The sequence below is a fragment of the Bacillus sp. GW823-FHT06B01 genome, assembly GCF_058952315.1.
Genome location: NZ_JBXAHR010000005.1, coordinates 253,909 through 268,162 on the forward strand (window position 1 = coordinate 253,909; position 14,254 = coordinate 268,162).

The 14,254-nt window shown below is 32.9% G+C and carries 7 protein-coding genes and 3 pseudogenes; 6 read left to right on the forward strand and 4 right to left on the reverse strand.

The features are described from left to right. Positions 1 to 3: 3 nt before the first annotated feature. Both AC1Q8N_RS22860 and AC1Q8N_RS22865 read left to right on the forward strand, forming a co-directional pair. Positions 4 to 981, forward strand: coding sequence for a DUF4179 domain-containing protein (locus AC1Q8N_RS22860; protein ID WP_048543750.1), 978 nt, complete (start codon positions 4 to 6; stop codon positions 979 to 981). 507 nt (positions 982 to 1,488) lie between these two features. Continuing rightward, a pseudogene (locus tag AC1Q8N_RS22865) lies at positions 1,489 to 1,704 on the forward strand (DDE-type integrase/transposase/recombinase); the annotation flags it as partial. Between the two features lie 128 nt (positions 1,705 to 1,832). On the opposite strand, the gene AC1Q8N_RS22870 reads toward AC1Q8N_RS22865, so the two are convergent. After that, positions 1,833 to 3,842, reverse strand: coding sequence for a serine hydrolase domain-containing protein (locus AC1Q8N_RS22870; RefSeq protein WP_404519615.1), 2,010 nt, complete (start codon positions 3,840 to 3,842; stop codon positions 1,833 to 1,835). 264 nt (positions 3,843 to 4,106) lie between these two features. Between AC1Q8N_RS22870 and AC1Q8N_RS22875 the strand changes: the two are divergent. Then, positions 4,107 to 4,424 (forward strand): annotated as a pseudogene (locus AC1Q8N_RS22875) (response regulator transcription factor); the annotation flags it as partial. A gap of 226 nt (positions 4,425 to 4,650) precedes the next feature. Here the strand turns inward: AC1Q8N_RS22875 and AC1Q8N_RS22880 are convergent. Further along, the gene (locus AC1Q8N_RS22880; RefSeq protein ID WP_048543742.1) at positions 4,651 to 5,907 is read right to left on the reverse strand and encodes an ATP-binding protein; all 1,257 of its coding nucleotides are present in this window, start codon (positions 5,905 to 5,907) and stop codon (positions 4,651 to 4,653) included. Between the two features lie 1,029 nt (positions 5,908 to 6,936). On the opposite strand from AC1Q8N_RS22880, the gene AC1Q8N_RS22885 reads away from it, so the two are divergent. Then, a complete protein-coding gene (locus AC1Q8N_RS22885) occupies positions 6,937 to 10,221 on the forward strand; it encodes a VaFE repeat-containing surface-anchored protein (RefSeq protein WP_493521392.1) in 3,285 nt (1,094 codons plus the stop codon). A 511-nt stretch (positions 10,222 to 10,732) separates the two neighbouring features. Here the strand turns inward: AC1Q8N_RS22885 and AC1Q8N_RS22890 are convergent. Beyond that, on the reverse strand, positions 10,733 to 10,987 hold the full coding sequence (locus AC1Q8N_RS22890; protein ID WP_002035246.1) for a SunI/YnzG family protein: 255 nt from the start codon (positions 10,985 to 10,987) through the stop codon (positions 10,733 to 10,735). 244 nt (positions 10,988 to 11,231) lie between these two features. Between AC1Q8N_RS22890 and AC1Q8N_RS22895 the strand changes: the two genes are divergently transcribed. After that, entirely contained in the window at positions 11,232 to 11,975 is a 744-nt protein-coding gene (locus AC1Q8N_RS22895; protein WP_493521399.1) for a M15 family metallopeptidase, read from the forward strand. Between the two features lie 1,371 nt (positions 11,976 to 13,346). After that, positions 13,347 to 13,623 (forward strand): annotated as a pseudogene (locus tag AC1Q8N_RS22900) (hypothetical protein). Between the two features lie 68 nt (positions 13,624 to 13,691). Here the strand turns inward: AC1Q8N_RS22900 and AC1Q8N_RS22905 are convergent. After that, positions 13,692 to 13,898 (reverse strand): hypothetical protein, encoded by a 207-nt coding sequence (locus AC1Q8N_RS22905; protein ID WP_088110356.1) that lies wholly within the window; start codon positions 13,896 to 13,898, stop codon positions 13,692 to 13,694. Between the last annotated feature and the right edge of the window lie 356 nt (positions 13,899 to 14,254).

The window sequence follows — 14,254 nt, forward strand, 5'->3', positions numbered from 1 at the left end:
CAAATGAAATGTTATGATATCGGATTTATTCAAACATATATTGATGGAGAACTTTCTCATGATATAAGAAAGGAATTCACAAAGCACCTAGATACATGTGAAGCATGCCAAGATTTATTAGTAGAAATCAGTAAATTAAATCAATGGGAAAACATAATGCTAGATGAAGAATCTGCAAATTCACCACAAGAAATCAAAATTGATATAGAACAAGCATGGAAAACATTTGAAAGTCGTTCCAAGCTAGACAATGTTTCTAATATAAATCACAAAAAACAACAGAAGAAGGGACTCTTTACAAACATGAGTAAAAAATCAAAACGTTTCATGTATACAGCAGTAGCTGCAGCAGCACTTTTCACAACAGCAATGATTCCACAAGTACAAGTAGCGGCTACAAATGTTGCCTCATATTTTTCTGATGCAATTACAAATGATAAAGTTGTAAATGAAGGAATACAAGATGAAAATGGTGTCACACAAGATATGATGAAGAATGGTAAATATATTCCTATTGATGAAAAAATTACAGATCAAGGTATTACTGTACATTTCAAAGAATTATATATCGCAGATTCACGTATATCAGTTCATTATAGAATGGAAAAAGCTGACGGAAGTTTAGTACCATTTGAATTTGATACATCAGGATTAGAGCTCGAAAGTGATGGTAAAATTAATGGGCAACAAGAGGAAAACCCTGAGATTAAACATGAAGGGAGACTATCATTTATCCATGATTCAGATGACCGTCTTCCTTTTGAACTTATGGCAGCAGGTAAAAAATTAAATGATGTAGGCATTCGTGATAATGATAAACCCGAAGGTGTTGCTACATTTGTTATAGTTACTGGAGGAAAAGACGATTTTAAACAGCCCCTTACTTTAGATGTAAATATAAATAGAATTGGAAAAGTAATTGGGTCTTGGAAAGGTGAAATTCAAATTGATACTTCACATCTGAAAAATAATACTAATTAAAATGAAAAAAAGAATAGAACAATATGTATCTAATGCTCAGTTTATATGTTTTCTTGTTTTCGTTACATTTATTTCTTATATAGTTTTTACTCTATCTTTTATTTATGATTTAAGTTTATAACCTTAAATCAATCATTTAAGACCATTACGAGAAAAACCTCCCTAAAAAAGTAGGAAAATAAATAACCGGTCCCTTAACGTATAAGGAATCGGTTATTTTGTATCTAAAATGTGTCTAAACTTACAATTTTCTTTTTTGATATGGTGCCCCTATAGAGAAAGAATTTTTTCGTTTAGGGGGTACTTCAAAATCTTAACTTGATGGCGATGGGGTCCCGCCAACATAACGCGAATTTCGTACGCTAAGGAACTTTTTATTTAAAAACTTGGTTTTCCGTACATTAAGAGTGTTCCATAAACGGTATTTGATGTTTGATATAAAACTTTGTTTTTGGTCATGAGTTTTTGAACTGAATTTTAAACATATTTCAGTCAGTTTTGATAGACATAAAATACCTTAATAACATTGTAGAGCAAGATCATCGTTTTATTAAAAAGAGAGTTCGTTCAATGTTGGGATTGAAATCTTTTTGTACAGCTAAATCTATTCTTTCAGGAATAGAAGCTATGCATATCATTAAAAAAGGCCAACTTATTTTACGGGACAAGTCTGTCCAAAATGAAATGAAGTTTATTCATCAACTATTCGGAATGGCTACATAAGAATAGATTCCATTAGGAATCTATATACCTCTTTCAAATAGATGCAATCTTTGCACCAGAACCCTTTATCTTTATGCTGATGGGATACCCCCCTAAACATTTGCCATGATTCATGTTTGGGTGAATGCTTATTTCTGTTTAATAGGCAGTGCATAATAGCCAAAAGCCAAATCGAGCAAGGCGCTCGCTTCTTGACGCAGTAACAAATCCTTCGGACGGAAGGTAAAAGATCCGTCAGTATTGATGGTAGTACCAGGGTCTATGATGCCTTGTGAGGCAAGGGATTGAATGGACTGGACCGCCCAGGCATCCGCAGTTTCGAGCAATTTCACATGATTGGTTTGGTCAGGTTGAATCTGCTTCAAGTTTTGAATCATGGTTGCTGCAACTTGTCTGCTAATCGGAGTCGCGCGGTCATATTCTGGTATACCTGCTATACATTGCTTCTTAATCCCTTCGGCTTGACCCGGGAAAATGTTCCATCCATGTGCCAACAACAAGGCATCCGTAAATTCTCCTTGTGTCATCGTACCCATCGGATCGAATAGATTATCCGCTTTAGCATCCATGATGTTTAAAGCATGAAGATTGTCGATATGGCTTCTATAATTACTCTTTTGCGGGACGTCTGCAAAAGGTGGTTTGATATTGATTTTCTGAGATTGAGCAACAATGCCTAGGCCTTTAGGACTGGTGTAATAAAAATATGCGATTTCTCCGGCCGCATTTTTTTGGAAAGCAATCTTATTTCCTTCTGGATCCTCAAACAACAAAGGGTGAATCATTTTCAGGACTTGTTTGCCAGCTGTTTCATCTTCCATGACCAACGTTCCATTCTCATAGGTAAAGTGGGTACGGATCGCAAACGCACGTGTGTTTTGGTACATGCCCAAGTATTTTTGGGATTCTTTTTCCTCTAACGAGAAATATACTGTTTTATCCGCTTTGGGAGCAGGGAAATAATGATCCATGAACGCTTCATACACTTCTCGACTCATCATAGAATCATTATTGTAAGACATGAAGAATGCGGTTTTTTGTTCAGGTATCAAAACCATCAATGAAGAATGTCCTGGCATATTCCCGCCCTTTAATACGACATGTTGACCGTTGGCAAGGTCATTGAAATATGTTTCAAATCCAACTGTCGCAATAGGAATCGTCTTATCTGCGAAAACTTGGTAGGTATGCATCATATCCATGCTTTTTTTACTTGCGATTTCTTTACCTTCAAACTTTCCATTCTGTAGCTGCATAATCATGTACTTTGACATGTCTTCCCCGGTGGACAAAATGCTTCCTTGTGGTCCATCAGTTGGAGCGTGCCCATTTATTGGATGAGGATCGCCAGTGGGACCGTAATGTGTAGCCATTCTTTTGAGAAGGTCAGGTGTAAAGCGCACACTTGTAGACTTCATGCCTAATGGTTTGAAAATATTCTTTTCCATATATCGTGAGAAAGATGTGCCTGTAACATTCTCCACTGCAAATCCTGCGAGTAAAAATGCAAAGTTGTCATACGTATAAGCTTCACCGGGCGGCCGTACCACTGTCGGCATATGTTTAGGTAGAAATTCCCTAATAGATATATTTTGATTTACATATTCAGGCCCGATTAGCGTGGTGATATCGGGCAGGTCTACGCCGCTGGTATAGGTCAACATATCAAACAGGGTGAGGGGTTTTCCTGTTTTATTGGGAATTTTTAATCCACCGAGATATTGTTGTACATCTTGATCTAGTTTAAGCTTTCCTTTATCAACTTGTTGCATCACGGCCAAGGTGGTAAAAGTTTTCGAGACTGAAGCGATTTGAAAGACCGTGTCCTTATTGACGGGAATCTTCTTTTCTTTATCTGCATAACCATACCCTTTATTGATGACGATCTTTCCATCATGAACGACGACAAAACTTGAACCGTTCACATTGTACTTCTTCATTTTTTCTTCGAATAACGGATCAGCAAAAGATTCTACTTCTTTTTTGTTATTAGGTGCCTTCGTCATTTTGATATTGGTTGCAAGTGTCGATGACTTTGATTTTCCAACTTCTAATGATTCTTGTGAACATGCAGAAATCATGCTTGTAGAAGTGAGCAGAATTGTGACGAGCCCCAGTTTATTGATTACTTTTTTCATTTTTGTACACTCCTTTATGAGATTGAAGATTTCTTGTTTGCACAACGAGTTGTCAGCTCGTTAGTGTATGAGCCGAGTGTAGCAAGTAGCAAGTCATAGTAACTAGTGACCTTTCGTCATATTCATGCATGACATAAAAAATAGAGCGGAGTACGGCTAGTTTTATACACACGACCTACAAGTTATGACATTTTGACACTACTGTGTGTGACAGATGAAAAGTTAGAATCGAAGAGCGACTCATAGGGTATTAGCAAAGAAAAGAAAGCTGAATCGATTCGCCTCATCTATCGGGGAGGCACGATGATTGACCAAGATTTGTTCCATAAGATGTGGGATGGAAATGATGAGGAAGAGTCAGTCGAATTGAAGTCAGATGGAAAAGAGTATGGCTTAACGAAACGCGAGTTAGAGGTTTTGAATCTTTTGTCTCAAGGAATCCGTTATAAAACAATTGCTTCGAAACTTTACTTATCAAATGACACAGTTAGAAATTATGCCTCTACTCTTTATGACAAGCTAGAAGTCAAAAATCGGGAAGAAGCCGTGCAAAAAGCAAGAGATACAGGATTACTCTCGTAAGAGGGAGTGCTCTCGTTTGCTAGGGGTACGTGAATAATTCGGGGTTTCGGGGACCACACCTCAAAAAATGTAATTTGATAGAAATGAAAAGGAAATTGCTACTCTATGTTTCTAACTAACATTTTTGCACCAGGACCATACAAAAAGAGGACGAATAGTTACGTCCTCTTTTTATATGGGTATATTAGCCACAAAATAATATCATTTAAATAAATCTTCTATTATATTAGCAGGGGATAGTGATAGAAAAGTGTGTTCCTTTTCCTAGTTCACTTTCTATCTCTATATCTCCGTTTAATTCTTTAATAATACTGTACGCAATCATAGTACCAAGCCCAGTACCTTTTTCTGTTGTTGAATAAAATGGCAAGGCAATACGTTTTATTTGTTGGGAAGACATTCCTATTCCTGTATCAATGATATCAATTACAATATTATCTTTTATTTTTTGTATATTTATTTGTAATACACCACCATTTTTCATAGCCTCAATTCCATTTTGTATGATGTTGGTTAGACATATTTTTAATTTTTCAGGATTAGCATTTATGTAAAGGGAATCTGTTGTAATATGCTGTTTTATTTCAACATTATATGAAAGCGCGAGTGGTGAAATATTATCTTTCACTTGATTTAATATGTAATTAATATCTAGTTCCTCTTTTATAATATTTTGTGGTTTGGTTAAAGATAAATAGTTATTAATAGTAGATTGTATTTGCTGCATTTCAAGTAACATAATTTCTAAGTACTTATCTTGAGACATCTTAGCACTCACATCTTCATTTAGTAATTGAGTGAATCCACGTACCGTGGTCAGTGGATTATGAATTTCATGCGCGATCGATGCAGCTAGTTCGCTAGCTATATAAAATTTTTCTGCTCTTTGCATTCTTTCTTTTATTTTATATTTCTTGATCATTCCTTCTATTAAATAAACTGATAATAATACTGTGAAAATATTTATGATTATATAATTGAATAAAAATTCAATGAGAGTAGAGTCAATTTTACCACCTGTATCTATTTGCGTTACAATACCGCAGATAGAAAGGGAAGTTGTACATATCAAAATAAGTAGAATACTTAATAATATCTTCTTTTCCTTGAAATAAGTAGGTGACAAGTAACGAAACATGATTGTAATAACAGAAATAATAGTAAAGATAATAAATGATGGGAAGACTCCGCTTCCACCTAAGTAAAATCTATAAGAAAGATATAAAACTCCAATACAAATAATGCTCTTTGTATTTCCATATAGAAAAACTAATATAATGGGAATAAAACGTAAATCATAAATGAACCCAGCGTGTAAATGAAAAGGAAAAGTCATACAAAAAATAATTGCAATGGAGGAAAGTACAGAAATTAATATATTATTACATGCCATTTTTTCTTTATGTTCTAGCCAAAATACTTGGTAACTAAGGATACAAATAATAATAATAAATGTATTTAATAATAGTGTAGGAATTCCCATAGTTTATACCTCTCTGAGAGTTTGTAAGTAGGATTATGTCTGTGTTTAATCTAGGTGTTTGATTTTATTAGATTTTCTATCTTTAAAAAAGAAAAGGAAGGGCACTTGAAAAAGTGCTTTTTTACCATTTATATTAAAATCGATGAGGAAGATAGAATAAAAAGTTACTTTTACTTATGAACAAAAAAATTGAAAGTAGCCCTTGTATAGGTAAAAGATGAAGCAAATTACTGAAATAGTTACGTTTCTCTGGAGTGAATATTCCGAAAAAACATTGTGTATGGCGAAATCCATTTTATAACCTTCGCCATATTAACATGCAACTTATTAAATTACAAAGAAAAAATTAAAAATTATTATTTTTTTGTTATTTTAATTTATTTAAAAACGTAAAAGTATTCAAGAGGTTACCATTGAGATGCTAGGGTACTTAGACCAATATTCGAACTTTGTAATAACGTTGTTACTTTTTTTGCTAATATTCTTAATACTAATTTTAGTATAATTAATTAATCGAAAGTTCTGATAATTATTTACATACCCTTTTTTTATATCATTTTATATTAAATACAATGATATTTATTGTCACATAATAATGCAAATTTCCAGTAAACTAATAGAAAAAATCCTATAAAAACATAATTTACAACCTTTTATATAAACATTGCAGGTGTAAATGCAATAAAATTTCATTATTAATACATATATTCAATCTGAAAATATCTGTTTACATATTAAAATATCTTTGTAGTGGTCCTTCATGCCAAGAATCGTTTCCGTACTCCAACTACCGTTATTCTAGCATTTTACCAAGTTTCTTATTTTGTTAAGGTATCCTAATATCGTTACTTTTTAAAATTATAATATTTAAATATTATAATTTTTAGTGGATGTTGAGAAAATAAATAATTTGTAAAAATAATATAATATTTGTAACTTTATGTCTTATAATATGAAATATCTTCGTTGTGATTATTTTAAATATTTAAATAATACATCAGATTCATTTTATCTAGGGAGGTTTTAAAATTGGGGAGAAGAGTTGTTAAAAGAGTTTTTGCATTATTATCAGTACTAGCATTATTCTTTAATGTGTTTCTACCGAAGGCAAATGCGGAGGTTATGACGCATGAAAAGTATTCAATGAACTGGAGTTATAGCAACAGTTTAGGAAAGGATATCCGAACTGAAATTATTAAAAATTCAAGCGGTCAAATTGCTTATTGTTTAACTCTTGGCTTAAAATCACCAAATGGTGAAGATCTTCCTGAAATGGGAAAAACAGATAATGTAGTATATAGGGTTCTATTAAATGGTTTCCCACAAAAAAGTATAGAACAACTGGGAGTAGCTAATAAGAATGAAGCACATTATGCAACTCAGCTTGCGGTTTGGAATGCATTAGGTCAACTTGATGTAAATGAATTAAAGCATGAAAATAAAAATGTTGAAAAAGCGGCTAAGACAATTATTAATGCTGCAAATACAAGTGAAGATACTCAAGATATTTTTATGAATGTGATTCCTACTGAAAAGCAAAAGGCAGAATTAAAGGGTGAGTTTTTTGAAACAAACCTATACACAGTACAAACAAATGCTAAGAGTGGTTCTTATAAAGTAGTAGCGAAAAATGCACCTAATGGAGTTAAAATTGTTAGTGAAAATGGAGAAGTGAAAGATCAGCTTTCACTTGGGGAAAAATTCCGTATCCAAATTCCTAAAGATATAAAAACAGGTGAATTTAATCTAAGTGTTGCTGCAAATTTAACTAAAGTTCAAGCAATTGCTTATCGCGGTACTGATACTGTTCAGAATGCTACAGTGCTACTAGAAAGAAATGAGGAAAAGCTTAGTAGTGACCTTGCAGTAAATTGGGAAGCTGCTGGTTCTTTAAAAATTAAAAAGGTTGGGGAAAATGGAGAAATATTAGCTGGTGCAGTATTTGAAGTCTTTAATGCAAATAATGAATCAGTTGGAAAAATAACGACGGGTGCTGATGGTACTGCAGAATTAAATAACCTACCAATTGGTACCTACACAGTAAAAGAAATTAAAGCACCAACAGGTTATGTTTCAGGTGATAAACCACAAACTATTGAAGTTAAGACAGGGGAAATAGGAGCTGTTCAAGTAGTAAACAACAAAGTAAAAGGTAACATCGAAATAAAAAAACGTAGTGATTCAGGTAAGATGTTGCCTAATGTTGAATTCACGGTCTTTACTGAAGATGGAAAAGAAGCGAAAAAAGTAGTAACAAAAGAAAATGGAATTGCAAATGTTGATGGTCTTACGTATGGTAAATATTATTTCTTAGAGACGAAAACACCTAATGGATATATTGGAAATAAAACAAAGTATCCTTTTGAAATTAAAGAGCACAATAAAACACTTACTTTTACAGTGGAAAATACAGAAGTGAAAGGTATTGTGAAATTACTAAAAGTAGATAATGAAGATATCAGTAAAAAATTAGAAGGTGCAGTATTCGAGCTAAAAGATGCAAGCGGGAAAGTAATTGGGGAATATAAGACAGATAAAAATGGTGAAGTTAATGTCAAAGATTTAGCGTATGGTAAATATTCATTTGTAGAAAAGGCTTCTCCAAATGGTTACGTTCTTATTACAGAACCAATTGTGTTCGAAATAAAGGAACACGGAAAAATTATTGAGCTATTAGCAGTTAATCATCGTATCAAAGGTGATCTAGAAATTACAAAAGTTGATGTAGCTGATGGAAACAATAAGCTTCCGAATGCAGAGTTTACTATTTATAATGAAGCAGGAAAAGAAGTAGTTAAAGGGAAAACAGACGATAAAGGTATCGCGAAGTTTGAAAAGTTACCATTTGGAAAATACACATATAAAGAAACTGTTGCACCAAAAGGTTATGTATTGAATGAAGAAATATTCTCTTTTGAGATCAAAGAGAATGGTCACATCATTAAACATATTGTCAAAGATGAAAAGATTCCATCAGTAAAAACAACAGCTACTGATAAAACCGATGGTACAAAAGAAATGCACACTTCTAAGTCTGTAACAATCCAAGATAAAGTGGAATACAAAGACCTACAAGTAGGTAAAGAGTACACTTTAAAAGGTAAATTAATGGATAAAAAGACTAATAAACCATTTGTTGTAAATGGTAAAGAAGTAACTGCTGAAACTAAGTTTACACCAAAAGAAGCAGCTGGTTCTATTACACTAGATTTCACTTTTGATGCAACTGGTTTAGAAGAAAAAGAAGTAGTAGTATTCGAAGAGTTACTGAAAGACGGAAAAGTTGTTACTACACATGCTGATATCAATGATAAAGGTCAAACAGTTAAGTTCGTTAAGCCATCAGTAAAAACAACTGCTACAAACAAAGCTGATGGTGGAAAAGAGATTCATTCAAAGGATTCTATCACAATTCAGGATAAAGTGGAGTACACTAACTTAGTTGTTGGTAAAGAGTACACTGTAAAAGGAAAATTAATGAACAAAGCTATTAACGAACCATTATTAATTGATGGTAAAGAAGTAACAGCTGAGACTAAATTTATTGCAAAAGAAAAGAATGGTTTTGTAACATTAGACTTTACTTTCGTTGGTGCTGAACAGCAAGGAAGAGAAGTAGTTGTGTTTGAAGACGTATTGCATGAAGGTAAAGTAATTGCAACTCACGCTGATATTAACGATGTAGGTCAAACAGTTCGATTTGTAGAGCCTTCTATTAAAACGACAGCTACAAATAAAGCTGATGGTTCTAAAGAGTTAGACGCTTCTAAAACTGTAACAATCCAAGATAAAGTGGAATACAAAGACTTAATCGTGGGTAAAGAGTACGTAGTAAAAGGAAAACTAATGGATAAAGCAACAAAAAAACCATTATTAGTTGATGGTAAAGAAGTAACAGTAGAATCTAAGTTTACTGCAAAAGAGAAAAATGGCTCTATCACACTCGATTTCACATTCAATGCTTCTGCATTACAAGGTAAAGAAGTGGTAGTGTTTGAAGAATTGTATCAAGATAATGTCTTGGTAGCTATTCACGTTGACATCGAAGATAAGGGGCAAACGGTGAAATTTAAAGAAGTAAAACCGGAGCAACCAAAACCGGAACAACCAAAACCAGAACAGCCGCATCAAGATAAAAATACTCCAACTTCAGAACAACCAAAAGAACAACCACAACCTAAGAAAGAAGTTCAATCTAAAATTGGATGGTTACCGCAAACAGGTGCTGACCTTACAAGTTGGATCTCTATGGCTGCAGGAGCATTACTGCTAATTGTTGGTGGAGTAATTTTCTTAAAACGTAAAAATGCATAGAAATTAAAAAATAAGCACATCTGTTTTTACAGGATGTGCTTATTTTTATGTTAGTAATTTAGTTCTATTTACAGTATTTTAATCTATTTGATTATTTTTGAGTTGTTGTAATAATTCCCTGTTTTCTTTTCCTTAGCTTCCAAAGTGTCAGCTTCTAAATTCACTGTGAGACAAAATCCCTTAGCTATTTCAAAAGGTCTCATAGAGAACTGGGGGATATAATGCTCTTTTTTTACAAACTGTGTTTTTTCTGCCGTGATAAAGCAACAAATCCTTTCCTGCTATCATTATAGAGATAATTTTATCAAAAAAAGAGAGCGTTATCTCTTCAATTTAGATAAATGGGACACAAAGTAGAATGGTGTGACAGAAGTGGCTTTGGCCTTACTGAAATGTTAAAGGGAATTTTCATTCATATAGATTGTTTTAAAAAAGGTGCGAAGTCAATTCTATGACTTTGCACCTTCATATTTCACTTGAACTTTGTTTAAGCGCGTTTATCTACTCATTGTTACGCGTGAATTGCGTTTAAAATCGACACTTTGTTTGTAGTAAATAATACATAATTTTGTTTTACAGTTCTAATTAATATACGATCAGTTGTCCCATATGCTGTTCCGATACGGATTGCACTTGGTTCTTCAACACCCGCATAGGTAGCATCTTCGGTAACCTCGATTACATCACGTAATGGAATCGTGACCTCCGCAAATTGCCATGAAATAATTAACTCTTCTTTTGTTTTTTTGACATCAATACCTAGCATTATACCAAGACCTTTCTATAATAGAATGCTACACTTCTTATCCCATTATACAAATTTTTAGATTATTTTTCTACATGTATGAATAGAGCTGATATTTTAAGGGTGTCAAAAGAAAGGGAAGATATACTATCAATCTATTAAGGAATACGTTATGAAGAAAAGTTCACAGGGAATTAATATGGATTTGATATGGTTGAAGTATGATGAATGAGTAACAGTAGGAGTTGCAGGAAGGAAATGAATGATGAGACTTAAATTAGTAGGAACCTTAACTTGTATAGTAGTAATGTTAGGTATCTTTATTATTTACACCAATATATCTATTGGTAAAGAACCATATAAGACAAACCATGAAACTAGTGAAAACTCCATAAATAAAGAAAAAAATAGTAAGCAAAATAGGACTGCAAATAAGATAGCAAGTTCTTTTGCTAGTGTACAGGCTGTAGTTAATAAGGAATATGGTTTACCCGAAGACTATATGCCAGAGGATTTAGTTGTACCAAATGTACCGTTCTCATTTAGTGGAACGGTAGAAAAGAGTCATCTTCGTAAAGAAGCAGCGGAAGCATTAGAAAAACTATTCCTTTTAGCTAAGCAAGATGGGATCCAGTTGAATGCTGTTTCAGGATTTCGTTCCTATGAGTATCAAAAAGGTCTGTATGCCAACAATGTTAAAAAGAAAGGGCAAGAGCATACGGATCGCTTCTCTGCAAAGCCAGGGCATAGCGAACATCAAACAGGGTTAACGATGGATGTTTCTTCTAAAAGTGCGAACAATGAACTAGAGCTATCCTTTGCGAATACGAAGGAAGGAAAATGGCTGAAAGAAAACGCGCATCGTGCAGGGTTTATCATTCGTTATCCTAAGGGGAAGGAAAGTATTACGGGTTATGCATATGAACCTTGGCATATTCGCTATGTAGGAGATATTGCTGAAAATATATATAAGGAAAAACTGACTTTAGAAGAATATATGAATCTGTGAAAATAGAATTGAAGAGTTAAACTGTATTCATTGTTTATGAATGCTACTTTTTCTATTAAAAAGCCTAATTTCTCAATGTTTTGTAGAGAAATTAGGTTTTTTTCATCACTTCATTAGAGTTTTTTAGGCTTTGTTCGTTGTTATACTTCACACAATATTATAAAGGAAATAGAACTTACTGAAGATAACATATGAATGTTTTATAAATGTATCAAAAAAGTGAACAAAATCGTTATTTTGCACAACAAGGTAGTCAGCTTAATGAAATAACTGCTTGTAAAAAAAGAAGCCCTACAGAAAATATTACAGGGCTTCACCAAGTTGAGTTATGTCGTATTCACAAGGGATTTTAACATGATATTTGTGTTGAATAAACTGGTAAATGTGTCCAAGTAATTTGGAGCTATTTTATAAAAAAAGAGAAGCGCTTAATCAGGACGCTCCTCTTAATGCCAATACACAATAACTATCCCATTATACTGTATAAGCGTAAAATATTTAACAACTACCTTCATGGTAAATATTTCATTTTTGTCTTAGTACCTTTAAATCACGAAAAAAGGTTCCGCTGTTTCCAACAGAACCTTTCCTAAAATGGCAAAGAGTAACTCTTACCTTACTCTTTGTTCATATACTACAGGAGTTTTAATGAAAATCCAAGGCTCCTTATATTGAGAAATAAAGAAGAATCATTATAAAAAAATTATCTTTTTTCATAAATAAAAGAGCAGCTAGCAAAAACTAACTGCTCAATACAAGGAGATACAGAGAAAACTAAATGGATTTTGGCATACAGCCTATTAACATTATGGACATAATATTGATTTTTATTCGAAGGAATTCATGTTTTACAAATCAGATTATGATAGTCGATATTCTCCATATTGACCAGAAAAGAACCAAGAATTCTAGTGAAATTCCAAGTGTTCTTTTCCTAGTTTTTTGAAATTCTTTTACTAAATAGCCAATAGCGCTAATTGCTAGAAGAATGAAAAGAATAAGTTCTAGTGTGACTGGCATTTGATCTACTCCTAATCTATTATTTTAATTTATTATATAACGATTATAAGATATTTTTATGGTTAGTGGTGAGAAATTAAACAAAACCATCTCTTTACGAAAAAAGGTCCTGTTGTTTCCAACAGAACCTTTCCTAAAATGGCAAAGAGTAACTCTTACCTTACTCTTTGTTCATATACTACAGGAGTTTTAATAAAAATCCAAGGCTCCTTATATTGAGAAATAAAGAAGAATCATTTAAATTATTTTTGAGTAGAAATGAAAATAGGGGTTTGCCTTAAACATTTATTATTAATCAAGAATATGAGTATAGAAACAGGTCTAAATTCTGTAATGGTGGATGGGATTGTTATGGACATAACTCAAAGTGTGGTAAGAATAGTGGTTAATGAGAAAGACCTTCCGTTCACTTCAGTTCAAACCTCTGCATGGAATCATGGACCTGTAAATGATTTAATCGTTTCGACGAATCAGAGAATGAATGAGCTTTATCAATTCATGTGGTCACAAGTACCAGTTACGATCTCGGTGTATTTTCTTCTAGGGGCGGACTTAATGAGATTCGCTAGGGTCGCTGGAATTAATGAACGTGTAACGGGAGAATATATATCATTTCATTTGGGGATAAGAAGAATTCAAAGTAGCTTAACAGCTGCTTTTTTATTTTGCATAGAAAAAGGAACCATAATAGGCTCCTTAATTTGATTCAGAAGTTGTGTAGTTTTTCTTGATGATATCTTTTATGTTGATAATTAAGGATATAAGGAATTCAGCAGCTAGGATACCGTTTACCCAGTAATATGTATTCCCGGATGTAAATTTATTATAAAAGGAATCGATATTATAATACACTAAGCCTGCTGAAATGACGGTAGAGATTACTAACGTACCAAAACTTTTCATGACACCGTCATACAATTCTGTAATTTTAGGCTTTTAATACAATTATACATTTAAATAAAAAGGTTTACAAAGGAATTACCATAAGGAGGAGTTATAACGATTTTCTTCCAATTGATGGTTTTTATTTTTGAAAAAATAACTATTTTATAAAAAAAAAAAAAATTTGACCCCCATAAAATTATTTGTTCCTTCGAATATATGTAAAGTAGAAGAAAATAAATGAAAGAAAAAGCTAAAATTACCAAAAATATAGCGAAGAGTTATTCAAAGATTGCGGCTAAAATAGAAAAGAGCAAGTGGTATTGTAAAAGAAAACAAGAAAGCAGTACAAAATACAGACTTCACTTTAGTACAAG

What these genes read in the sequence shown, in the direction of transcription:
- AC1Q8N_RS22905 (WP_088110356.1), bottom strand. Translation starts at nt 13,898, where the DNA reads ATGAAAAGTTTTGGTACGTTAGTAATCTCTACCGTCATTTCAGCAGGC.
- AC1Q8N_RS22895 (WP_493521399.1), top strand. Translation starts at nt 11,232, where the DNA reads ATGAGACTTAAATTAGTAGGAACCTTAACTTGTATAGTAGTAATGTTA.
- AC1Q8N_RS22860 (WP_048543750.1), top strand. Translation starts at nt 4, where the DNA reads ATGAAATGTTATGATATCGGATTTATTCAAACATATATTGATGGAGAA.
- AC1Q8N_RS22890 (WP_002035246.1), bottom strand. Translation starts at nt 10,987, where the DNA reads ATGCTAGGTATTGATGTCAAAAAAACAAAAGAAGAGTTAATTATTTCA.
- AC1Q8N_RS22880 (WP_048543742.1), bottom strand. Translation starts at nt 5,907, where the DNA reads ATGGGAATTCCTACACTATTATTAAATACATTTATTATTATTATTTGT.
- AC1Q8N_RS22870 (WP_404519615.1), bottom strand. Translation starts at nt 3,842, where the DNA reads ATGAAAAAAGTAATCAATAAACTGGGGCTCGTCACAATTCTGCTCACT.